The following is a 23,307-nucleotide window of genomic DNA, read 5'->3' on the forward strand; positions in this document are numbered from 1 at the left end:
GCACCCTTCCGGTCCGTTTTTGCCCCACAGAAGGCCCCGGTTTCCCGACTTGTCCGGATATGTCCAAGAAATGCATTGGATCACAGGGTTTCCTACCACCCCAGCCAAATCTTCATGACATCGTTGTTCTTGGCCGCTGCTCGCCCTGCTCAAGCACGTAAGAAACGAACCGGCGAAACCGCGTCGATATGCTGACAGTTCCCGGACGTATCCGGCACTGACGGAGGCGATGATGAGTTTCCGGGCGACACGATCCGCCAATCATGCGCATAAACGATGGCAACACACGTCATATCGAACGGAGATTTTGAATGTCTGAGCAGCAGGTGCAGTTGGACGGCGAGTATGATTACGTGATCGTCGGCGCGGGCACGGCGGGTTGTGTGCTGGCCAATCGTCTGAGCGAAGATCCGAAGACCAGGGTTCTGCTGCTGGAAGCGGGTGGCTCGGACAAGTACCACTGGGTCAACATCCCGGTGGGGTATCTTTATTGCATTGGCAACCCGCGCACTGACTGGATGATGAAGACCGCGCCCGAACCGGGGTTGAACGGCCGCAGTCTGGTCTATCCGCGTGGCAAGGTGTTGGGCGGCTGCTCGTCCGTGAACGGCATGATCTACATGCGCGGACAGGCGGCGGATTACGATCATTGGCGGCAGATGGGCAATACCGGCTGGGCTTGGGACGACGTGTTGCCCTATTTCCTGAAATCCGAAGACCATCACGGCGGTGACAGCGACATGCACCGCTCGGGCGGGGCGTGGAAAGTCTCCAGGCAGCGGTTGAAATGGGACATCCTGAAAGCCGTGCAGGAGGGCGCGAAGGAATTCGGCATCCTGCCACGCGCAGATTTCAACGATGGCAACAATGAAGGCTCCGGCTTTTTCGAGGTCAACCAGAAGAACGGCATGCGCTGGAATACGTCCAAGGGTTTCCTGCGCCCGGCCATGAAACGCGCCAACCTTCGGGTGCTGACCGGCGCACATACGGAACATCTGCTTCTTGAGGGGCGACAGGTGCGCGGCGTTCAATTCCGTCGCAACGGCCAGATGTTTCACGCAACGGCGAGAGCCGAAGTTCTCCTCGCCGCAGGCAGTATCAATTCGCCCAAGATCCTTGAACTTTCAGGCATCGGGCGGCCGGATGTGCTTGACCGCAACGGGATCGAGGTGCGCCACGAAAGCAAGGGTGTCGGCGAGAACCTACAGGATCACTTGCAGATCCGAACCGTCTTCAAGGTGCAGAACACCAAGACCCTCAACACGATGGCAAACAGTCTGTTGGGCAAAGCGAAGATCGCGGCGCAATATGGTCTGATGCGCTCCGGTCCGATGTCGATGGCGCCCAGCCAGTTCGGGATGTTCACCAAGTCCGATTCCTCGATGGAAACACCCGATCTGGAATATCATGTCCAGCCGTTGTCCACGGACAAGCTGGGCGACCCGCTGCATCCCTTTCCGGCGATTACGGTGTCGGTCTGCAACTTGCGGCCCGAAAGCATCGGCTCCAGCCATATCTCCACGCCGGATCACACCGTTCAGCCCGAGATCCGGCTGAATTATCTGTCAACCGAGAAGGACCGACGGGTTGCCACCGATTCCGTCAAGCAGGCGCGCCGGATCATGTCGGCACGCGCGTTGCAGCCCTACCACCCGGAGGAAATCCTGCCTGGACCTGCGTGTTCCGAGGATGCAGATATCGTGCGCGCTGTCGGTGATATCGCCACGACGATCTTTCACCCGGTCGGAACCTGCAAGATGGGCACTGACGACGCGGCGGTCGTGGATTCCGCGTTGCGGGTGCATGGGCTTATTGGCCTGCGGGTTGTCGACGCCTCGATCATGCCGAAAATCGTGTCGGGAAACACCGCGTCTCCGGTTGTGATGATTGCCGAAAAGGCGGCTGATCTCATCAAGGCCGGATAGCGATCGGCGGGAATTGGTGTGGCGCGTGGTGATGTATCACGCGGCGCGGTTTTTTCTATCGCGCAAATCCTTGATCGCCACGGCGAGCGCCAGCAAGACCACACAGGCGATCAAGCCGAAGCCAACGATCATCGCCATCCCCCAAGACGACACTGCCAATGTCGAGAACACGGCGGCTGTGATCAAGGCAATGCCGACCGCGGTTCCAATGCGCTGCCCGGTTTGCATGATCGCTCCCGAACTTCCGGCATAATTCAGCGGCACCTCTGCGAGCGTCAACGTCTGGTTCGGACTTATGACGGTTCCTTGTGCGATTCCGACGAATGACAGCGAGCCCATCAGCCACCAGATACTTATATGACCGGCTTCGAACATGATGACGACGACAATGCTCAGTCCAAGGCCGAAGAGGGCGACGAGAAGGCCGCCGATGACCAATACGCGCCCGAGTTGGGTGACCCGCTTCCCGGCCCAATGGGCGGCATAGGCCGAAAGCAGCGCAGCCGGAATCCCAAAGAGCGCCGATTGAAGGGCCGTTTTTCCATCCCCCTCCTGCACATAAAGCGCGACCAGGACCCACACGCTGGTGATGCCCATGAAATAAAGCGCCATGATGGTGATGCCGTTGGAGTAACTGCGCGTCGCAAAGATCTTGAGATCGACCATGGGACTGAGGCCCAGACGGACATATCGGCGTTCCCACAGAACCCACAGCCAGACCAGCACGAGGCCTGCCGGAAGCAGCGCCCAGACAATCGCGCCGCCGCTCCCTTCAACGAACGGAAACAGGATGGCCAGAACGGCCAGCCCCAAAAGCAGCGCGCCCACAGGGTCAAGCGAGCGCAGCCCGCTGCCCTTGCGCGGCAACATGACGAACAGGGGACGTGGAAACCATAGAAGGCCGAGAACGATGGCCAGCACGCCGATCGGAACATTCACCAGGAATGTCAGCCGCCAGCCCAGTTCAGGCCCACCCAATTCGATCAGGAGCCCGCCCAGCACCGGCCCGATGGCGACCGAAAGTCCGACTGTCGTGCCGAAATACCCAAAGGCCCGGCCGCGTGCGTCGCCGCGGAAATAGTGTTGGATCATGCCAAGGCCCTGCGGGTTGAGGAGACCCGAACCGATCCCCTGCACGAAGCGCGCTGCATTGAGCCATTCGGCGTTCGGGGCCAGACCAGCGGCGACGGACGATAGCGTAAAGATCCCCACGCCGGCGAGAAAAAGCGCGCCACGCCCCATGATGTCACCGGCCCGGCCCGCGGCCACCAAAACCACGCCGAATGTCAGCGCATAGCCCGACAGCACCCATTGCAGGTCAGATTGTGTCGCACCGAGTCCGATCCGGATCGACGGCAGCGCAACGTTGACGATGCTCACGCTGACGAGCGTCATGAAGATCGTGACCAGCAGAACAACCAGAATGCGCCACCTGACCGGGTCTGGCGTCAGGGCGGACTCAGTGTCTTCGGAAAGTTGCGCGTCCGCGTCTGACGACACCATGATCAAGGCCTTCTTCTTCGAACAAAGCGGGAGGTATAGCGTTGTGGCACTCGGAAGGCAAACTGAACCCCGCGATACAGCACGAGCGATTGAGCGAAGAGCTCCAGCGCCGTCTAGAAGCCTGACTTATTCTGGAACCTAGAGAGCACGCCCTGCCGTCCGGCCCTCAAAGATCGCCATTGCCGCGTTGCGGGGCGCATTAGCGTCGCCGATGGATTTCGGACTGATGCCCATCGACGTCAATTCAGTGCGCAGGGACGGATCGGCGATATTCGTCGTCGCCAGAACAAGCGTATCAGCACCAAGGTCATATGCCGCTCCGCTCAGGAGAGACTGAACGACAGCGCCGGACGCGGTCCATTCGCTCAGGACCGACTCCGTGATGAAACGAACACCCAGACGGGTCAGGGCGCGTCTCAATGGCCAGTCGGTGGCCGAGCGTTGCAGTTCCTTTCCGACCAGCGCATCAGGGGTGACGATCGTGACGTCGTGGCCGTCTTCGGCCAGTTTCAACGCGGTGCCGCAGCCGCGCCAATTACCGCCCTCGTCGAGCACCACGATCCGCTGGCCGATGCGCGCGCCGCGCATCATCACGTCTTCGCTTGACCAGACATTGCCCTGATCGACACCGGGCAGCATCGGGATGTGAGGAAGCGCCCTTTGAAATCCAGTCCCGGCGGGTAACGAGCCGGTGGCAAGGATCACATGGTCAGCACCGATTGCGGCGATCTCCCGGGCGTCGAGATACGTGTTGAAGCGCAGATTGACGCCAGAATTCGCCAGTTGCCGCGCGTACCAGGCAATCAGGTCGGTGATCTGGCCACGGCGCGGTTGCAGACCGGCCAGACGGAATTGGCCGCCAATCTCTGGCCCGGCCTCGGCAAGCGTGACGTCATGTCCTCGCTCTGCCGCAACCCGTGCAGCCTCCAGCCCGGCAGGTCCGCCGCCGACCACGAGAACCGAGCGCGCAGATTTGGCAGGTTCAAACCTGTCGCCGCCCCAAAGATATTCATGTCCGGCTGACGGATTGACGAGGCACGAGATATAATAATCGCGGCTGCGCCGGCCCCAGCATTGCTGGTTGCACGAGATACAGCCCCGAATATCGCTGGCGCGATCCTCCGCCGCTTTGGTGACAAGGTGCGGATCGGCAATCTGGCCTCGGACGATCGACACCAGATCGGCCTCGCCCGCGCCCAGGATCGTGTTGGCGTTTTCCGGCGTTCGGATATGGCTTTCGGCTGTGACCAGCGCGTGCTTGACCTTCGTTTTAAGCTGCGCGGCAAGATCGACACCAAGGTTCTCGGGGTAAAGGAAGGTTGGCATCAGCTTATAGAAATCGAAGTAACCACCGGTGCCGCAAGTGACATAATCCATCAATCGCTCGGCATCGTGCATGGCGACGATTTGAGTGGTCTCGTCGCGGCTCAGGGCGGCGTCGACGTCGGGTTCGTCATTGACGGCAAGGCCGATGATGAAGTCGTCGCCACAGGCGACGCGGATGCGGCGCAGCACCTCGCGCGATGCGCGGGTGCGATTCTTGACGCTTCCGCCCCAGCGGTCGGTGCGCTGGTTCGAGAACGGGGTCCAGAATTGATCGAGCAACCCGTGATAGGCGGCCCATATTTCGACCCCGTCAAACCCGGACTTCTGACAGCGGATCGCTGCCTGAACGAACGCTTCTATGGTTTCCTCTATCTCGGCCTCGGTCATCTCATGGCTGCCGTCGCTGTCGTGATAGCTTGGCCCACCCGACGGTGACCAATGGGCGTGCCATGAATTGTCGCCGTCGCCATGCGCGCCGATATGATACAGTTGCTGGATCATCACGGCACCATGCGCCTGACATGCTTGGGTAAGTCGGCGGAAATGCGGGATCACCGTGTCTGACCCGGAGCGAAAGTTGCCCCGCGTCAGACGCGCGGCGGGATGCACCGGCATCGGTTCGACGACGATCATCGCGGCACCACCCATCGCACGTTCGACGTAATAGGCGATGTGCTGGTCGCCCGGCAGACCGTCATGCGCCATATTGGTTGTGTGTGCGCCAAAGACGATACGGTTCTTCAGTGTCTTGTGACGAAGCCGGACAGGTTTGAAGACATGGCTGAACGGGGTCATGCGACTGGCCTCAGATGTCCTTGACCAGCCGAAGCGCGTCGTAGATCGCGGCGTGCGTGTTACGCGCGCTGACCGCGTCGCCGATGCGGAAAAGCTGAAACTTGCCGTCGGGATTGCGGCTCACGTCTTGAACCTGCCCGTCAATCAACGCGTCGTAATCGACTTCGCCCAGATTCGACGACATCGGTTTGAGGTCAAAATAGAGATCATCCAGCGGGATGGTGCCGTAGTTCACGACGATCTGATCGTACTGCGCGTCGTAGATGTGATCGCTGTAATCGGTGCCGATCACCGCTGTCAGCTTGTTGCCGTCGCGCCTGATGTCGAGCAGCCGGCGGGTGACGGTGAACGTCACGTCCTTGTCCTGAAGCGCGCGCATGTAGGGCACCAGGTTCATCGCCATGATATCCGGCGCGAACACGCGGTCCGGCGTCATCACTTCCACTTTCGACCCTTTGGCGGCCGCGATTTCTGCGGCCTGCAGCGCCGGATGGTCGCCGCTTTCATCATAGATAAGGATCGAGTCCGACGGCGCCACATCGCCGGAGATGATGTCCCAGCTTGTGACGGCATCATTCTGTTCGGTCGCGGATTCGAAAAGCTGCGTGTGCGGCAGACCGCCGGTCGCGATAATGACGGTGTCGGGATTCAGTGCGGTGACATCGTCAGCCTCGGCAAACGTGTTGAAGCGGAACTCCACGTCACGCGCCGCGCATTGCGCCATGCGCCAGTCGATGATTCCCAGCATTTCACGGCGGCGCGGGCTTTGCGCGGTCAGCCGGACCTGTCCGCCGGGGTCGGCGGCGGCCTCGAACACGGTCACGTCATGGCCACGCTCCGCAGCGACGCGCGCCGCCTCAAGCCCGCCCGGCCCGGCACCCACCACGACGACCTTGCGGCGCTTTGCAGCGGGCGCAATCCTGTGCGGCATCGACAATTCGCGACCCGTGGCCGGGTTGTGGATACACAGCGCATCGCCGGCCTGATAAATCCGGTCAAGGCAGTAGGTGGCACCGACGCAGGGGCGGATATCATCCTCGCGCCCCTCGACGATCTTTTGCACGATATGCGGATCGGCCATGTGCGCCCGTGTCATGCCGACCATGTCGAGCAGCCCCGCGCTGACCGCGTGTCGTGCGGTCGCCACATCGGGAATGCGTGCGGCATGGAATGTCGGCATTCCGGTGGCCTTGCGCACTTCGCCGGCGAAATCGAGATGCGGCGCGCTCTTCATGCCTTGCACCGGGATCACGTCGGTCAGCGCCGGATCGGTGTGGATACGGCCCCTGATCACGTTGAGGAAATCGACCTTGCCGGAGGCGGCAAAGCGGCGCGAAATCTCGATGCCTTCGTCGGCCGTCAGCCCGCCTTTTTGCGCCTCGTCGGCCGTATAGCGGAAGCCGACAATGAATTCCTCGCCGACACGCTTGCGGATCGCGTCCAGCACATCCATCGGAAAGCGCAGCCGGTTCTCCAGCGTGTCGGCGCCGTAGGGGCCAACGCAATCGTTGGTCAACGGCGACCAGAACTGGTCAAGCAAATGGCCATAGGCCTGGATTTCAATTCCATCCATGCCACCTGCCTGCATCCGTTCTGCGGCATCGGCGAAGTCCGATAGAATGCGGTCTATGTCCCAATCCTCGATCAGCTTGGGAAAGGCGCGATGCGCCGGTTCGCGGTGGCGCGTCGATGACACAGACGGCAACCAGTCACCCTTGTTCCAGCCGGTGCGGCGGCCCAGATGCGTCAGCTGGATCATCACGGCGCACCCATGCTCATGGCACGCATCGGTCAGGTTCCTGATCCACGGCACCACCTCGTCCTTATAGGCGAGCACGTTGTTGAAGACCGGCGGGCTGTCACGGCTCACCGCGGCGGACCCGGCGGTCATTGCCAAGGCGACACCTGCCTTGGCGCGCTCTGCATGATAGGCCGCGTAGCGTTCCTTTGGCATCCCGTCTTCTGGATAGGCCGGTTCATGTGCGGTGGTCATGATCCGGTTTTTCAGCGTCAGATGTTTCAACTGGAACGGCTGAAGCAACGGGTCTTTCGTCATACGGTTCCCTCAATACCATGCGTCGGGCATCGACGCTTTCTTCCTGTCCACGAATTCCTGCAACGCGCCGTCTATGCCTGGGTCAAGCGGAGGCGGCTCATAGGCGGCCAGTGTCGCTTTCCAGCGGGCGTTGGCGCGCGATGCCGCGTCGATGCCGCCCTGTTCGTCCCAGGTTTCCCACGGTTGATTGTCGTCCAACGCGCTGTCGTAATAGGCGGTCTTGTAGTGGCGCAGCGTGTGCGCGGTGCCGAACAGATGTTGCCCCGGCCCGTTCTCGGCCAGCGCCTCGAGACCCAGCGTTTCGTCATCGACCGTGACGCCCCGCATGTAGCTGTGCAGCGCGCCGCACAGATCGGTGTCGAGCATGAATTTTTCATAAGACATCGACAACAGCCCATCGAGAAACCCGGCTGAGTGCAGCACATAGTTGGCCCCGCTTTGCACGGCCGACATCATCGACATCATGCCTTGCTGCATCGCCTGCGCGTCGGGCAGTTTGGAGGTGGAAAAATTGCCGGCACAGCGCAACGGCATGTTCAAACGCCGCGCCAGTTGTCCCATGGCCAGAGACCCCAGCGCGGGTTCGGCGGTGCCAAAGGTCGGCGAGCCGGAGCGCAGAGACATTGACGACAAGAACGATCCCAGCACCGCAGGCACACCGGGACGGACCAATTGCGTCAGCGCGCAGGACACCATCGTTTCCGCCAGACATTGCGCCACCGCGCCCGCCATCGTCAGCGGCGACACTGCCCCGCCCAACAGGAACGGCAAGTGAATGGAGCCTTGCCCGGCGCCTGCGTAGGCGCGGATGCCTTGCGTGGTGATCCCGTCCAGAACAAGGGGAGAGGTGGTGTTGAAATTGCCCATGATGACACAATTCCGATCAACGAAGTCTGAACCGAACAGGATTCGACACAACTCGATACTGTCCTCAGCCCGCTCCGGTGCGGTGATCGACCCTAGAAATGCGCGATCGGAATATCGGATATGGGACAGAACCATGTCGAGATGCCGCTTGTTGACGGCGATGTCCGTGGGTTCGCAGATCGTTCCGCCGGAGTGGTGCAACCATGGACTCGACTGACCCAGTTTGATGAAATTGCGAAAGTCCTCGATTGTGCCGTAGCGGCGGCCCTTGTCCAGATCCATGACAAAGGGCGACCCGTATGCAGGCGCAAAAACCACCGCATCGCCGCCGATTTCGACTGACCGCGCAGGATTTCGGGCGTGCTGGGTAAAACGCGCAGGCGCGCTGCGCAGGATGTCCCGGATCATCCCCGGCTCGAACCGGATGTTCCAGCTGTCCTGGGTCAGGTCTGTGACGGTGCCGCCCGCCGCGCGAAACAGTGCCACGGTTTCAGGGTCTTCGCGGAACTCGATTCCGATTTCAGCCATGATCCGGTCTGCGGTTGCCTCGATCTTTATCAGGCTCTCCTCGCTCACAAGATCGTAGGGAGGAATTGCGCGCGAGATGAAGGGGACTTCAAGATGCGGGTTCTGGCCGGGTGCGGCGCTGCGCGCAGCTTCGACCGGGCGGCCGCGCCTGCGCGAGGTCCGCGCTGTTGCAACGGTCTCAGACATGTTCCCAAGCCTCCAATGTCGCCTCACTCGACATGACCGTCATCGCAATTGACACACCTGTCAAGAATTTCATACACAGCCGACATGAACCAGATCGACATTGCCGCTCCCCGTACGACCGAGGACGCATGGCTCAAAGCAGCCTATGACGTGCTCACCGAAAGCGGCGTGGAGGCAGTCAAGATCATGCCTCTCGCCAAGAGGTTGGGACTGACCCGAAGCGGTTTTTACTGGCATTTCGAGGATCGTGACGCTCTGCTCGATGCGATGATCCGGCACTGGGAAGACAAGAACACTGGCAATCTTGTCATGCAATGCGAGGCCTTTGCCGAAAACATATGTGAAGCGGTGTTCAACCTTTTCGATTGTTGGCTTGACGATAACCTGTTCGACTCCCGGCTTGATCTCGCAATCCGCAACTGGGCGCGCAACGATGCGGCATTGCAGCGGCGTCTGAACCAAGCCGATCAGCGTCGAAAGACAGCGATGCAAGAGATGTTCGTGCGGTTCGGCTATGACCCGAACGAAGCTGAAGTTCGTGCACTGACCATGATCTACACTCAGATCGGTTATATCTCGCTAGGGGTGAGCGAACCCCCTGACCAGCGCTTTGCCCGTATGCCCGACTATGTCGAGGTGTTCACCGGCCACAAACCAACCCGCGCGGATATTCAACGTTTCAGGGCACGCCACAAGGCTGTCGATGCCTGAGGTCTCAAGCCGCGCGGATGATCCCCGGTTCTTCTCCCGCCGCCTGCTCGATCCATCCCATCGCGAATGTGGGCAAATTTTGACTGCGGTTTTGCACGTTCGAACGGTGCAACTGCGGCGCGTGTCCGGCATGGACGCGTGACCGTTTGCGCAAGGCTTTGCTGAGGACGCTACGTCATGCGCGCAAACTTGCCGAATCGGCGGATTCACGCATCACCCGAAGCGGTCGAAAAAAAACAAGAGTCTGACACAAAAAATTCGCAGTTAACGATCATGTAAGATCTTGGGGCGTAAGAATTTAGGAACAGACAATGCGTTTCGGATTTCGCTGCCAAAGAGCCGGGTATCTTCGATTTCGGCAAGAGATCGCCGATTCTGACCCCGGTTCCCCCCGGGGGGTGGGCTATACAACCCGCCGCTATCAGGTCATAGGCAGTCGCGACCGGGGTTAGCTCAGTCTGTAGTGCTTGACCAGTTAAATTTTTCACATCAGCCGAACGGAATCCAATGCTTCTGAGCAAGCGGGAGATGTCTGTTCACACCAGTGTTAAACAATGAAGAAGGTTGGCTTATGCCTCAATATGACAACGTGATCGAAAACCAGGTTCTGAGCAGCACACTACGGCTGGTCGGAAGTCAGTGGGACAATACAATCGTTCGAAATGTGATCATCGAAGACGTAAATGGCGATGGCGCGATGCTCAGGGACGTCAAGAACGTCACCTTTGAAAATGTGACCATCAGGAATGTCAGCGGCGACGGTATCAAGCTCAGCACAATGGGCTCCACGTCGAACGTCGTGATCAAGGACAGTACAATCACGCAAATCGGCGAAGACGGGATCAATGCCGGTCAGCGCTATAGCGAGGGCGTGGATCATCCGGGTCTCCAGATCATCGACAACACGATCGACGGGACCGGCTTGAACGGTTCCAAGGGCGGCCTGCTGCACGGGATTTACGTTCAGAGCACAGATTTCCACATCGAAGGAAACCGCGTCACGAACTCTTATGACGGCAACGGCATCTCGGTTCGCAGCTGGGGTGTGGTGTGCGACAACGAAGTCGACAACTCCACCGATAGCGGCATCGCCTATTTCGCAGACCACATGGGGCGCAACGGATCCTTGTTGATCGAGCGCAACACCGTAACCGACAGTGGTTACAGCCGTGGCCGCAGTGACGTCGATCTGCTCTCGGTGCCGAACAAGAGCAATCTGGTTGACGACATCACCGTCCGCGACAACAATCTGGAGCGTGGCACGGAAATTGGTCGTGGCTATGACAATTGCCCGATCTATATCGACAGCGCCGCGGGTTCGCCGCCGGTCACAAGTCCTCCGCCTGTCACGCCACAGCCGCCGATCGGCGGTTCCAATGGCAACCCTATCGAAGGAGACGGGAGCGACAATGTCATCCGTGGGGACGCGGGCAACAACAACATGACCGGTCGCTCCGGCGCGGATGTGTTCGTTTTCGAGCGCAACGGCGGCTCGGACACTATTCTGGACTTCGATCCGGGCGTGGACTCGATCGCTGTGCATGGTTTCAACGGCGTGACTTCGGCGAACGATCTTGTGCCCCGAGCCAGCGAGCAGGGTGGACATACCGTGATCCTGATGGGCACGGGCGAGCGGCTTGTCATCGCCAATACTGAAATGTCGGACCTGTCCGCGAAAGACTTCGTATTCAACTTCGATGTCGACAGCGGCGGCTCCGAACCGCCCGCAGGTGGCGGAAATACAGGTGTCGACGTCGTTGGCGACAGAGGCGACAACACGATCCGTGGAGATGCTCAGGATAACAGCATGTTCGGATTGGCCGGGGCCGATGTCTTTGTGTTCGAAAAGAACGGTGGCACTGACACTGTTGAAGATTTCAACCTCGGTGCTGATCGTATCGTGCTGTATGGCTTCAACGATCTCACGTCGGTTTCAGCTCTCGCCTCCGCCGCAACCGAACGCGCGGGCGATACCATTCTGACGTCAGATACCGGTGACGTGCTCATCATCGCAAATACCGAGATTTCCGATTTCGGTGCACATCACTTCATGTTCATCTAAAGAAAAACGCCCGTTTCCGCAGTTACCTCGCGGGAACGGGCACCTTCATTCTGAGACCTGTCTGGGATGGGTCCGGTATGAACCGCGGAAAACCTCAGTAATCCTCGTCTTGATCCCCTCGCATGAAGTAGACGTCGCCCATCAGTCTCGTGACGTCCTCGGCGCACGCAGGATCGAATCCCTTGGCGGAGACCACCAGCCCGGGGCGCGGTGAGTGGAACCCGGCGCGTCGCGCGGCAAGGTCAAGTTCGTCCCTCGGCACATAGCTGATAGTAGCATATTCCGCGTCCGTCTTTGACAATCGACGATCTGCGGCAGCAAGCAAAAGCCCAAATCCCCGCGCATCCGGACGAACAGGCAGCAAATCAACGATTTGCCCAACCCGCCGGTCGTTCACAATCCCAACCCGAGTCACGACAACGCCTTGTATGCCCGAACCATCGCGCAAAACGTCGATTCCGTAGTTTTCGAAGGGAGCATCGAGATAGCGCCACTTCATGTAATCGGCATCGCGGCTCAATAGCATCGGATAATTGGCCCGTGCGCGGAGCCAAAAGTCCTCGTAATCCTCATCGAACGCTTCCAGCGGAACGATCTGTTCATCGGAACGAAGGCGAGGACCACGCACGCGTTCGACGGTCTGCCCCGCGCGAAGAACGGCATCTGCAACACCTGACAGTCCCCCGAGCCATTCCGCTCGGCGGGTCAATGGTGTTTTGCTCCGATAGAGCTTGAACCGTGTGATCCGCCGCGGTGATCTGTCCGCACCGAAACGGACGTGCAGGATATCGGAGGTTTCATTGCCCATGCCAATGGCAACACCGCGATCAAAGAGGTTGTTGTAGTAGCTCTTGACCAACATCAGGCCGCGACCGCGGTGGTCCGGATGGACACTGGTTCCTAGAATGACCCACCCCGGCTCGGTTCTACCGGCGATCCACATATCCACTCCGAGAAGCAACCCCGCGCCGACGATTTCATCATCAGCAAGCAGAACGGCGGTGAATGTGGTGCGTTCTTCACCGGGCCGCAGCGGTGCAAAGCACCAGTCCCACGCGATGCGCTTCAACTCTGCTGATCGTTCCGAGAAGTTGAGTGCGACCAAGTCAACATATTGCTTCCCGACTTCCGCACCGACTTTTTCGACTTTGTATTTAGGCACCGCATAATCCTAACCAAGATGAAACTTTTGAACGCGCAACATTGTTTCATTCAAGCGGAGATAGATGGTTTTTTCAATCACCCTGTCGTCGCATGGACACGCTTGTCAGATAACTTCAATGCTAGGCCATTGATAACTTTATGTTTTGGATGTTACCTGCGCAAACGTCATCAGGTGGATAAATGAGCAAATACAGAGTTCGACGGCGCGGTATGGAAAGCGCTGAAACATACTTGGATCTCATGCGGCTTAGCTTTGATGAGAAGTCCGTAGCTCAAAAAGCCCAAGCGCTGCCTTGGCTGTTATCGCGACATCCGAAAGGTCACCCGAGCGGGTCGTTCTTTCTGACCCTGGAATATAAAGACAAGATCGTGGGTGGTGCCATTGTCCTGGCAGAGACCGTCTGGCTCGATGGTGTTGAGCGCCCCGCCTTCCTGCCGATTGGGAACCATGTCCATCCGGATCATCGCGGGCGTGGACTAAAAATGATGAAAGCGATGTACGACCTGTCGGATACCGGCGTGAGCATGGGCATCCCGAATGACAAGAGCTTTGGCGTCCATCGCCGGTTCGAAGCGTCGATGTCCAATCTTCGCACTGTGCGATTCCGCCCGTACCGCGCTGGCACTACCCTGTCGCGACGTCGGCCAAGGCTGTCTACCTTTGAACCTGTGCTGAACGCTGTTTCCAGTGCCGGCCTCGGTCTCATGGACCTCACGGCGCCGCGTCTTGGCCGGGGCGAACGGATAGAACGGATGGATCGGTTTGAGGCCGATTTCGACGATTTCTGGAGGCGGGCACGGCAAAATTATGCGTTCCTGTGTGTGCGAAGTGCCGACCGTATGAATTGGCGATATCACCAGGCTCCGTTCAGCGACTACGTTGTTGACGTCTTGCGGCGCGATGAAGAGATTGTCGGAATGGTCGTCAGTCGAGTTGCTGAACGGGACGGACGAAAGATCGGTGAGATTTCCGACATCCTATGTTTGACGCCGGTGTCCCGCGATTATGCATTGCTATTGTCCGTTGCGAGCCGCCGTCTGGCCAAAGCCGGTGCCGAGTTCGGGGAATTTGCATTCATTGGAAAACACGCACTCAACCATGCGGGCCGTCGATCCGGCTTTTGGTTTGCGCGCCGCCAAAGGCGTGTGGTCGCCAACGGTTTCGGTCCGCGCGACGGAGAAATCGTGCCGCGTCGGATCAACGATCTGCACTTCTTGCGCGGGGACCATGACGAAGACTACTGACTGAAGGCCGTGATATTTCTCAGATTGCCGCGAACGAGTGCCTCGTCTTAAACCTAATTCCGCTCTGACCAGTGCCCGCTCGCCTCTGTCGAGGCAACTGACGTCGAGGCATATCCTGTTTCGTCATTAGAGCGAAAGCCGCCAACGCGAATTCGCTGAACTTCAAGACCTTTGCGATAGGTTGTGGAACGCTCGTTCCAGACCAACAGCTTCAACAGCCCGGCAGACACAAGCGTGGCACATGCTCCGCCAATCCAGAACACCAGAAACCCACTGAATAAGGTTCCATTGATCGCGCTAACAACGCCAAGAATGGCACCGATGCCGTACCCGGTCGCCAATGTGATTATAAGTCTATCCATCTGGCGACACTAATCGCATGAAGCTTCTGGAACAAGTGCGAAAATGCAACCTCAGATTGAAATTCCAGCCTTGGTTAATGCCGGTGTATCTGGCCAATGTGCTTCCCTGCTTTACTTTCGAGGTCAGGCCTCTGTCTTTAAACGGGAAATTTTGAAATTGACGCACAGCAGCTAAGGCTCCGCCGTTCCGGCACGGATATCGATCGCACGGCGAAATGCTGCTTGATAGGCCGCGACGGCGTTTTTCGTCTCGTAATTCTGGGCGATCTCTTGTCCGGCTGTTGCATATCTGCATCGCAAGGCGCGATCAGCAAGGACGAGGCGCATTGCCTCGGCGATTGCCTCAGGGGTGTCCTGCCGGACCAAATGGCCGCTCGCGCCGTCGCGCAGCAGTCGCTTGGGCCCGAACGGACAATCGACGCTGACCACAGGCACGCCGCGGGCCATTGCTTCGATGATCGCATTGCCAAGACCCTCACGTCGCGATGTGCACACAAACAGGTCGGCAGATCGGTGAACAGTGTTCAGATCCGATGTGAAGCCCGGCAGCGCAACTGACCCGGTGAGTTCGAGCCTTGCGATCTGCGCCTCGAGTGCAGGGCGCTCTGAACCTTCTCCGAAGATCGTCAATCGAAGGTCGGGAGTGTCGCGGACAAGAATATCAAACGCATCAATCAGGAGGTCAAAACGCTTTTCAGGCGCAAGGCGACCAACGCTGACAATATGGTGTGCGACTGCTGGTGGGGAGCGAAACGCGCCGACTTCGTCAACGACCGGATTGGGAAGAACAACATACGGCGGCGCGGCGTCATCCAGCAGCTCTTTGAATTCGTCCCCGATATCTTCGATGGGCCCGCCCGTCAGCGTCGCATGCGGATAGATCCGTTTGACAGCGGCCTTTCGCAGCACGGGCGCTTTGGCCTCGGCAAGAAACCCCGACAATGGCGTGTGCTCGGTCACCAAAGTGGCGACCGAAGAACGGGCGAGCCGGGCGGCGAGCACGGAATACAGACTGGCGGCATTCGTGAGCGTGACCACCAACGCGATGTCTTCGCGTCTGAAAAGACGCGCGAGTTCGATGACGCAGCCGGGCAACCTCGGATGTTTCAGGATCACCACTTTAACGTTATCAGGTATCCTCTCCAGAAACTCGCCACGGCCCCGTTGAAGAATGAGGACCGGAGCATAGGATGTCCTGTCGATCCCCTGCAAGAGTTTGAGGACCACTCCCTCGGCGCCACCGTGGCCAAAATGGGGAAGGAAGAAAGCAACGTTCTCTGTCATGCTTTCAGGGTAAGGCCGATGTGTCTGTCTCGATAGCTTTTTATGCTGCCGTTTTGCGAATTTACCACAGCCCAAGGTCGCTCCTAAAGAGGCGCAGCCCGAAGATCTGCGCAAGAGTGTGGCCATGTCTCCAAGCTTGCCACGCGATATGCCTCTGATCCATGCAGGAAAAGTCGAGCGTTTTTCGAGTCCTGTGCCCGACATCGGAAGGGACAGGTAACGCCTGCATCAGTTGACTTTGCGGAAGTGCTGTGGATACGATTAAGAGTATCAAATTATAAAGAGTTTCTCAGTGCGCCGACTGTCGACAATAATCGGTCTCGTGTTTTTGTCTGTCGCGTCATTCGTTGGCCCGGCGACGTCGGCAGAGCAATACGCGCTCGGTCCCGGCGATCAGATCGAGATTTCGGTGATGTCGCGTCCGGAGCTCTCGCGCGTGTATCGCGTGAGGCTGGATGGTGCCATTTCGCTTCACATCCTGGGCGAAATTCAGGCCGAGGGCAAAACGCCCGCGGACCTGGAAAAAGAGCTTGAGGAGAATTTCTCCGAAATTTTCGCAGGCTCGACCTCCATTACCCTCGAAGTGACGCGCTATCGGCCAGTGATTGTGGGCGGGCAAGTGGTCGCGCCCGGAGCGTATGATTTTTTCGCCGGGTTGGATGTTGCCGCAGCGGTTGCCTTGGCCGGTGGGTCGAACGCGGTTTCGGGCGACGATGATGTAGCCACACAGATGCGGGTAGAAGCCGAAGCGGCGCGATATGCGTCATTGCGGGCGCGTCTCGCCGGGCGGCTTCTGGAACGCGCGCGCTTGGTCGCCGAGCGTGACGGCGACGCGGCAATCGCCATGCCGGCCGAAGCACAGGATACACTTGGAGATGCAGCTGTGGAGATGCTCGAAGGCCAGGCCGCTCTGCGTGCGGTGCGCGACGAACAGTTGTCGCAGCGACTGTCCACTGGCGATGCAAGCCGAATACTGGCCGAGGAAGAGGCGGCGGCGTATAGCGAACGGCGCAATCTCATTCGTCGTCAAGTTGACGCGACGACCGAAGAACTCGAGGTTCAGAAGGGATTGGCAGAACGCGGTCTTGCACGATCCCAACGCTCATTCGATCTGAGTTTATCGGTTGATCGGTTCCGCGCCGATGAGCTTGAAGCCGTCGCCCTTGAGGCCGCTGCACGCGAAAAGGCATCTGACGCGCAAGCCGGTCAAACCTTGGCCGAGCGTCAACGTGCAGGCGAGGTGGTTCAGGCGTTGTCCGAGATCGACGCCGAAATCGCGGAAATCCGAACGGACATCGACCGCGCGCGACGGTTTGTTTCAATCTTTGGCGATCCCCAAGCCGCTGGTCTGGGCGCTGACGTCACCACGCATTATCTCATCCGCAGACGCGACAATGACAGCGTCGCGCGGATCGAAGCCACACCGGATACACCCCTGTTACCGGGCGACATGGTGGAGGTTTCGCTCGACGAAATGGCTGCCATCGGGGGCGAATAGATGTGGGCAAGCACATGAAATTCGGTCGGCTGGCAGCGATAATCGCGGCGGCGTGGCTGTCCTTACAGCCAGCGTCGCCAGTGACGGCGGAAACGATCGACCTGTCGCGAATAGCGGCTTCGCCGAACCCGAGGCTTGGCTTGGCATTTCCGGGCGGAGAGACAAAGTACTATCCGCTGATCGCCCAAGCCGGGATCGGCATAACGAGGCTCTCGGTCCAATGGTCACTGGTCGAACCCAAGCCCGGACGTTTCAGTTTCAACGGACTCGACAGCCGCGTCGCCGCGCTTGACAGGCTTGGGATCAGACCCTTTTTGACATTTGAATCCAATGCAGATTGGGCAACGGTCGCTGAAACCCGAAACGTCAAGAACGCCCGCCCGCGCGACCCTGCGACCTGGGAGCGTTTTGTGCGAACGGTCGTCGATCGCTACGACGGCGATGGTAAGAACGACATGCCCGGACTCAATCGTCCGGTTCGATATTGGCAGGCCGCCAACGAATGGATCAGCGACCGGAACAAGTCTGGCGGCTGGATCGGTTCTGCTGATCAGTTGATCGAATATATTCGGCGGACCCACGACGTGGTCAAGGCCACGGATCCGAACGCCATTTTCGTTCTCGGTGGTATCGCGGCCTTCAACCTTGATGTAATGCTGGTGGCCCGCAGCGGGCAGAACTTTCCGGTTCGCCAAAAATGGAGCGCAACATCCGAAACGGTGCTGTCCCTCGAAGAGATGCGCGGCCCGCAAATTGCCGAGATCTTCGATAGGCGGGTTCTTCCCGTTCTTCGCCAAAGCCCGTACGACGTTGCCGATGTGCACTTGTACGGGCCGGAAACACGCGATGCTGCGCGTATTTCACTGATCCGCTCATTGACCGGGAAGCCCGTTATTTCAAGTGAATGTGGAGGGCCGACGCTCGACTATGGTGGTACATATTCGCCCGAAGCGCACTTCCTCGCCGTGATCGACCGCAATTTGGGCGTCCTCGCCACCGGCGCGGGCTTTTGTCTGTGGTTCCGCTTGGGGGAAGGGCCGGGCAGCACCTACGGAAACCGGAAAACCCCGCTTTATACCAGCAATGCCCGACCGAAACCCGGCGTTTTCGCTTACCGTCTGCTGTCTCGGCTCATCGACACCGGCGCAACCGTCAAAAGGGCCGGGCCACACCTGTTCGATATCCGGCGCAGCAATGGAGAATCCATTCAAATCGGTTGGAACGACGGCGCGGAACAGGCCCGCGCGCATGCATCAAAAGTTGGTGGAGAAGCTTACTGTCTCGAAAACGCCACAAAGGGGCTGTTAAATTCCTCTCCCGATCGGTGCGCATCCAATGCTGTCGTCGTGGCCGGACGTAATCTATTTTCGATCATCTCTCGCTAGATCATCATAACTCTGCATTTAAAAAGGCATACCGCCCCATGCTGAAGCACTATCTCGACCTCGTTCGCCAGTTCTGGATGGTCATTCTAATAGGGGTCTTAACAACGGGTGCACTGGCGCTTGGCGGCAGTTTGTTGCTGCAGAAGTCCATGCCATTGTTCAAAAGCAGCGTTGTTTTGAACATGCAGCCGTCGGACGAAGCGTTGGTTTTCAACAGAGCATTTATGGGGGTCACCCAATTCAGTCCTGCTGTCATCATCACACAGACACATATTGAACGCTTGTTAAGCCGCCAGGTCGCTGAACATGCGCTGGACATTCTGCTGGAAGAGAGCGGTGGAGTTATTCCCACGCAAGTTCCCGATGCCTTTGACCGCTTCAAGGCGGCGGCTTGGAAAAACTGGAATCTATTGAATTACGGCTACTTCTCGCCGCCGGGCGAGCGCGAACGAATGGTCAACGATCTGATGGGTGCGACCGATGTTGAAATGGTCGAGGGCTCTTACATTCTGTTGGTTGAAATCACCTACAACAACGCAGAACTGGCCGCGCGTGCCGCAAACGCTCTGGCGCGCGCGTTTATCGAGACCTCAAGCCTGACCTTTGCAGACGACGCAGCCGCAGTGGATGCAACTTTGGCAGCATTGCAGGCGCAGAAAGAGGCGCAGCTGGCGCTGCAATTCGAAGAACGACGCAAACTGCAGCGTGAACTGGCGTCCGAGAGTGTCGATGATGGCAGAGCTCTTCTGTCCGCCGCGCGGATTTCGGCCAATCAGGAATTGGCGCGTGCCGAGCGCGCGGTGATGCAGCTCCAGGCTGAGCTGGAACAGACCGACACCACTGAAGAAGAGCTCATCGCCGATATCCGTGCGCGCCTGTCAGAAGCAGAACGGCTTTTGGCCGAACGTACGGTCGCGCTTGAGCGGAATGATGCAGCTTTGCAATCTCTCGATGCAACCGAGGCCGCCCTGGAAAACGTCGAAGTGGAGATCAGGGAAACCGAGAACGATCTGGAGGAATTGCGTAGCAGAAGGCTGTCGACCGAACTCGCGCGTGAGGCGCGAATGAACCAGGTCGGCATCATCAGCGAGGCGAAGGTTCCCACGTATCCGGCGTTCCCCAAGGTGTTCGTCAACACCGTGATCGGAATCATCCTCGGCGCAATCCTGATGCTGGCCCCCATTGCGATACTGGACGTGTTGAACACGCGTATCCGCACTTCCGAGGATCTGCGCCAGGCCGTCGGCGCCCGCGCCCTTCCGACGGTATCGCGCGGAATGGCGGCGCGGGCCCGTTCGTATGTGCGGAAGGGCAGACGACCGAGCCGGAACCTGAAGAATTTTGCAGAAGTCATGAGCCGCCGCTTCCTGACCGAAGGGCATCAACGCTGGCCGGACAATCGCATTTACGTCACGGCGTTCGGATCGAATAAACACGTGAACCGTCTGCATGCTGTTGTAGAGGCTGCCGTGTTGATGCTGGCACCAGACGACGATGGGGTAACGAACCAGATCGAGGTTGTGCCACTGATGGAAATCGCCCGGTTGGGAGACTGGGCTCCATATCACGACAGCACTCTTTTGATTGGTGTAGGGAATGGCGAAGCGGATGCGTCCGAAGTCGCGAGGATGAGCAACGCTCAGTTGGCGCCGGGTGCTGAAGCCTTTTTCGCAGTCGTTTTATGAAGGCGCACGAGGATCGACGACAGACCCGCAGGCGCGCCTTTATCGGTGCCGGTGGCATCGTACTGATCGGGATGGTCCTCGCAGCGCTTCTGGGTGTCTTCTTGTCAATCTGGGCCGGACTGCTGCTTGGTTTGGCGAGCCTTGTCGCGGCGTGGCTTTACTTGTCTCGACCGGGGGGTGTACCCATCCTCGTGTATCACAGCGTGTCCCCTGACGCGTCGTGGCTGCCTTGGGCAAACAATACGAGTGTTCGCCCTGAAACGTTCCGCAGTCATCTTGAAACCCTCAAGCGCGATGGTTGGACCGTCATTTCGACGATGGATTTCGTTGCGTCACGACTGGCCGACATCAGCTTGGGAAATCGCACCGTTATATTGCATTTCGACGACGGGTATCTGGACAACTTGATATTCGCCGCACCCATTTTGCGCGAATTCGCGATGCCGGCGACGATTTTTGCCTCGCTGGATTTCATTGAGCCGGGATCGGCAATCCGAGCTTCGCCCAGCAATCAAGGCCCGGATGCCTGGACAGGATATATGACGGCGGAGGAATTGCGTCTGATGGACGCCGATCCGCTCTTCGATATCGAAGCACATGGCGTGGATCATGCCCGCGTGCCAGTTTCGGAGAAACCTGTCGCGGAGTTGAATGACTCCAATTGGCGCCGTCACGCGCCGTTGGCATGGGCCTATGACAGCGAAAACAAGGCACACTGGTTCGAAGCGACAACGCCGCCTCATCCTCTGCGTTTGGGCGACACGGTGCCTGAAACCGATTCCGCTCTCGCAGGCCGTTGGTGGCGGGACGGAGTTTCGGAAACTGATGCGACTTACGAAAGCCGGGTCAGTTCCGTTTTGGCCCTAGCGCGGCAGGGGCTTGAAGAGATACTGGGTCGAAAGGTGAACGTCTTTGCCTGGCCTTATGACCGGTCGTGTCCGATCAGCGTTGGCGCCGCCAAGGCGGCAGGTTTTGCTGCCGTGACCGGCGGACGAGGTGAAAACCGTCCGCATGAAGATCCAACTGTTTTAAGCCGCGTTCATGTGCACGACAGGGCGTTCGGGGGCGGGCCGATCTGGCTGGAAAGCCTTGCACTTCGCGCGCGTGTCAATTCAGCATCGGGTCGGCTTGGCTGGCACCTTTTGGTAGTCTTGGCCGCTCGGATCAGGCGGCGTCGATTTGGACGTCCGGGATACGGAGCAGTCTCTTGAGTGCGCTGATGATCCTTATCCCGACGCTGGCACTTGCTCTTTTCGGGGCGCTTGCCGTTCTGATAGCGGGGTTGGCGGGGTTGCCAGCCTTGGCGTTGGGTGCAGGGTTTGCGCTGGCCGGTGGTGCCGTCCTTCTCATTCAACCCTTCCTCGGGGTCGCGGCACTGGCAACCTTTTCGCAGTTGGACGCAGTCGAAAAGCTGCTTTTCGGCTTCCTGCCCATTTCGTTTTTTAAACTGACGGCCGCGGCGTCCGTGTTCGCGATCCTTGCCAATTCACTTCATTACCGCGACCAGATTCGCCGGATGTTGCGCAACCCCGTCGTCGTGATGGGTATCGTCTTTCTCATGCTGACATTGGTCTCCCTGGCAGGGGCCGAAGATAAGGCGCTTGCGGTGTCCGCCATCCAAAGCTCGGTCAGTCTTGTACTGTTGCTGATCCTGGTTGTCGTTCTGGCCAATTCCCGTCGCAAGGTAGAAATACTCATCTGGATACTCGTCGGGTCCTCGCTGGTGTCGGCATTGATCCTTCTCGTGGACGTCACCCTGGGTGTCCAACTGGTCGCTCAGTCCGATGCTGCGACCACCGCGCGGACCGCGGAAGGGGTCGCGCGATCATCCGGCGGTTCCGATTACAACCCGACCACTGCGGCCTCGATGCTGCTTGTCGGGGTGGTCTTTGCTCTTGTTCATGCGTTCGAAAGCCCGGTCTGGCGCCTGCGATTGTTGACGATCGCCGGCATCGGCACGATTGCGGTGGTCTTCTCTTTTGCACGATCGGCGGCGTTGGCATATTTCGTGATCGCGCTGGCATTGGTTTGGCGTCACCGGCATTGGCGATACCTTCCACTGGGAGGGTTCGCGGTTTTCTTGGCAGGGCTGTCCATGCTTCCCTTTATCCCGGCCGAGTATTGGGAGCGGTTGGCGTCCATCGTGGGAGGAGCGGGCGACCCGACGCTCGGCAGACGGTTCACATACAACCTGATTGGCATCGACCTGTTTCTACACCACCCGATCTTCGGTGTCGGACCAAGCAATTTCGTGCATCACTTCACCAACGTCGAATATCGCTACCTCCCGGGTCGCACGTTACTGGGGCGCGAACTTCACAACATGTATCTTTCGGTTGTGGTTCAATACGGAATAGTTGGCGCCTTCGCATTCTTCGGGATGCTGGTCATGTCGATCAAACAACTGCGCGCCGTGGCAAGATCGCCGTCCTGCGACGCAATGCGCGTCTATGCCGTGGCACTGACTTACGCGTTTGCCGCCTACCTGCTGGCCAGTCTGTTCCTGCCGAACGAATATACGAAGTACACGTGGCTTCTTCCCGGAATATCAGCCGCGCTTTACATCGTGAATGAGAAGGAGCGGTCGGACAGATGAAAATTCTCGTGGTCGTCAGTGAGTTTCCAAAATTGACCGAAACTTTCGCTTATCGAAATGTCGTGGAGTATGAAGCACTGGGTCACGACGCTCGGATTTTTCACATCAAGCCATTCAGGGAAAATGAAA

16 protein-coding genes are annotated in these 23,307 nt (G+C 58.7%); 9 read left to right on the plus strand and 7 right to left on the minus strand.

Annotation, left to right across the window (positions count from 1 at the left end):
• Nucleotides 1–311 precede the first annotated feature (311 nt).
• On the plus strand, nt 312–1,925 hold the full coding sequence (locus tag ACGKZZ_RS04145; RefSeq protein ID WP_411222206.1) for a GMC family oxidoreductase: 1,614 nt from the start codon (nt 312–314) through the stop codon (nt 1,923–1,925).
• Nucleotides 1,926–1,961: 36 nt separating this feature from the next.
• On the opposite strand, the gene ACGKZZ_RS04150 is transcribed toward ACGKZZ_RS04145, so the two are convergent.
• The 4 genes from ACGKZZ_RS04150 to ACGKZZ_RS04165 form a co-directional block, all read right to left on the minus strand.
• Nucleotides 1,962–3,428 carry an MFS transporter gene (locus ACGKZZ_RS04150; protein ID WP_411222207.1) on the minus strand — a complete coding sequence of 489 codons (1,467 nt, stop codon included), beginning with the start codon at nt 3,426–3,428 and terminating at the stop codon, nt 1,962–1,964.
• Nucleotides 3,429–3,566: 138 nt separating this feature from the next.
• A complete protein-coding gene (locus ACGKZZ_RS04155) occupies nt 3,567–5,549 on the minus strand; it encodes an FAD-dependent oxidoreductase (protein WP_411222208.1) in 1,983 nt (660 codons plus the stop codon).
• 10 nt (nt 5,550–5,559) lie between these two features.
• Complete coding sequence (locus ACGKZZ_RS04160; protein WP_411222209.1) at nt 5,560–7,605, minus strand: FAD-dependent oxidoreductase; 2,046 nt, start codon at nt 7,603–7,605, stop codon at nt 5,560–5,562.
• A gap of 9 nt (nt 7,606–7,614) precedes the next feature.
• Complete coding sequence (locus tag ACGKZZ_RS04165; protein WP_411222210.1) at nt 7,615–9,186, minus strand: trimethylamine methyltransferase family protein; 1,572 nt, start codon at nt 9,184–9,186, stop codon at nt 7,615–7,617.
• Nucleotides 9,187–9,270: 84 nt separating this feature from the next.
• Here ACGKZZ_RS04165 and ACGKZZ_RS04170 point away from each other — a divergent pair, with 84 nt between their 5' ends.
• The gene (locus ACGKZZ_RS04170) at nt 9,271–9,897 is read left to right on the plus strand and encodes a TetR/AcrR family transcriptional regulator (RefSeq protein WP_411222211.1); all 627 of its coding nucleotides are present in this window, start codon (nt 9,271–9,273) and stop codon (nt 9,895–9,897) included.
• A gap of 571 nt (nt 9,898–10,468) precedes the next feature.
• Nucleotides 10,469–11,959, plus strand: a complete 1,491-nt coding sequence (locus tag ACGKZZ_RS04175; RefSeq protein WP_411222212.1) for a right-handed parallel beta-helix repeat-containing protein — start codon at nt 10,469–10,471, stop codon at nt 11,957–11,959.
• A 94-nt stretch (nt 11,960–12,053) separates the two neighbouring features.
• Here ACGKZZ_RS04175 and ACGKZZ_RS04180 read toward each other — a convergent pair whose 3' ends face one another.
• Entirely contained in the window at nt 12,054–13,121 is a 1,068-nt protein-coding gene (locus tag ACGKZZ_RS04180; RefSeq protein ID WP_411222213.1) for a hypothetical protein, read from the minus strand.
• 182 nt (nt 13,122–13,303) lie between these two features.
• Here ACGKZZ_RS04180 and ACGKZZ_RS04185 point away from each other — a divergent pair, with 182 nt between their 5' ends.
• Nucleotides 13,304–14,368 (plus strand): hypothetical protein, encoded by a 1,065-nt coding sequence (locus tag ACGKZZ_RS04185; RefSeq protein ID WP_411222214.1) that lies wholly within the window; start codon nt 13,304–13,306, stop codon nt 14,366–14,368.
• Nucleotides 14,369–14,421: 53 nt separating this feature from the next.
• On the opposite strand, the gene ACGKZZ_RS04190 is transcribed toward ACGKZZ_RS04185, so the two are convergent.
• Both ACGKZZ_RS04190 and ACGKZZ_RS04195 read right to left on the minus strand, forming a co-directional pair.
• Nucleotides 14,422–14,730 (minus strand): hypothetical protein, encoded by a 309-nt coding sequence (locus tag ACGKZZ_RS04190; RefSeq protein ID WP_411222215.1) that lies wholly within the window; start codon nt 14,728–14,730, stop codon nt 14,422–14,424.
• A 171-nt stretch (nt 14,731–14,901) separates the two neighbouring features.
• Complete coding sequence (locus tag ACGKZZ_RS04195) at nt 14,902–16,014, minus strand: glycosyltransferase (RefSeq protein ID WP_411222216.1); 1,113 nt, start codon at nt 16,012–16,014, stop codon at nt 14,902–14,904.
• Between the two features lie 322 nt (nt 16,015–16,336).
• Here ACGKZZ_RS04195 and ACGKZZ_RS04200 point away from each other — a divergent pair, with 322 nt between their 5' ends.
• The 5 genes from ACGKZZ_RS04200 to ACGKZZ_RS04220 are packed head-to-tail and all read left to right on the plus strand — an operon-like array spanning nt 16,337 to nt 23,178.
• The gene (locus ACGKZZ_RS04200; RefSeq protein WP_411222217.1) at nt 16,337–17,512 is read left to right on the plus strand and encodes a polysaccharide biosynthesis/export family protein; all 1,176 of its coding nucleotides are present in this window, start codon (nt 16,337–16,339) and stop codon (nt 17,510–17,512) included.
• A 2-nt stretch (nt 17,513–17,514) separates the two neighbouring features.
• Nucleotides 17,515–18,897 (plus strand): hypothetical protein, encoded by a 1,383-nt coding sequence (locus tag ACGKZZ_RS04205; RefSeq protein WP_411222218.1) that lies wholly within the window; start codon nt 17,515–17,517, stop codon nt 18,895–18,897.
• A gap of 38 nt (nt 18,898–18,935) precedes the next feature.
• Nucleotides 18,936–20,582 (plus strand): hypothetical protein, encoded by a 1,647-nt coding sequence (locus ACGKZZ_RS04210; RefSeq protein ID WP_411222219.1) that lies wholly within the window; start codon nt 18,936–18,938, stop codon nt 20,580–20,582.
• A complete protein-coding gene (locus ACGKZZ_RS04215; protein ID WP_411222220.1) occupies nt 20,579–21,793 on the plus strand; it encodes a polysaccharide deacetylase family protein in 1,215 nt (404 codons plus the stop codon). The genes ACGKZZ_RS04210 and ACGKZZ_RS04215 overlap by 4 nt, the downstream gene beginning before the upstream one ends.
• On the plus strand, nt 21,790–23,178 hold the full coding sequence (locus tag ACGKZZ_RS04220; protein ID WP_411222221.1) for an O-antigen ligase family protein: 1,389 nt from the start codon (nt 21,790–21,792) through the stop codon (nt 23,176–23,178). The genes ACGKZZ_RS04215 and ACGKZZ_RS04220 overlap by 4 nt, the downstream gene beginning before the upstream one ends.
• The last annotated feature ends 129 nt before the right edge of the window (nt 23,179–23,307 follow it).

The organism is Marivita sp. S2033, from assembly GCF_046592965.1.
In the GTDB taxonomy this organism is placed as follows: domain Bacteria; phylum Pseudomonadota; class Alphaproteobacteria; order Rhodobacterales; family Rhodobacteraceae; genus Marivita.

What these genes read in the sequence shown, in the direction of transcription:
- ACGKZZ_RS04190 (WP_411222215.1), bottom strand. Translation starts at nt 14,730, where the DNA reads ATGGATAGACTTATAATCACATTGGCGACCGGGTACGGCATCGGTGCC.
- ACGKZZ_RS04145 (WP_411222206.1), top strand. Translation starts at nt 312, where the DNA reads ATGTCTGAGCAGCAGGTGCAGTTGGACGGCGAGTATGATTACGTGATC.
- ACGKZZ_RS04215 (WP_411222220.1), top strand. Translation starts at nt 20,579, where the DNA reads ATGAAGGCGCACGAGGATCGACGACAGACCCGCAGGCGCGCCTTTATC.
- ACGKZZ_RS04170 (WP_411222211.1), top strand. Translation starts at nt 9,271, where the DNA reads ATGAACCAGATCGACATTGCCGCTCCCCGTACGACCGAGGACGCATGG.
- ACGKZZ_RS04160 (WP_411222209.1), bottom strand. Translation starts at nt 7,605, where the DNA reads ATGACGAAAGACCCGTTGCTTCAGCCGTTCCAGTTGAAACATCTGACG.
- ACGKZZ_RS04195 (WP_411222216.1), bottom strand. Translation starts at nt 16,014, where the DNA reads ATGACAGAGAACGTTGCTTTCTTCCTTCCCCATTTTGGCCACGGTGGC.
- ACGKZZ_RS04185 (WP_411222214.1), top strand. Translation starts at nt 13,304, where the DNA reads ATGAGCAAATACAGAGTTCGACGGCGCGGTATGGAAAGCGCTGAAACA.
- ACGKZZ_RS04175 (WP_411222212.1), top strand. Translation starts at nt 10,469, where the DNA reads ATGCCTCAATATGACAACGTGATCGAAAACCAGGTTCTGAGCAGCACA.
- ACGKZZ_RS04150 (WP_411222207.1), bottom strand. Translation starts at nt 3,428, where the DNA reads ATGGTGTCGTCAGACGCGGACGCGCAACTTTCCGAAGACACTGAGTCC.
- ACGKZZ_RS04165 (WP_411222210.1), bottom strand. Translation starts at nt 9,186, where the DNA reads ATGTCTGAGACCGTTGCAACAGCGCGGACCTCGCGCAGGCGCGGCCGC.
- ACGKZZ_RS04210 (WP_411222219.1), top strand. Translation starts at nt 18,936, where the DNA reads ATGCTGAAGCACTATCTCGACCTCGTTCGCCAGTTCTGGATGGTCATT.
- ACGKZZ_RS04155 (WP_411222208.1), bottom strand. Translation starts at nt 5,549, where the DNA reads ATGACCCCGTTCAGCCATGTCTTCAAACCTGTCCGGCTTCGTCACAAG.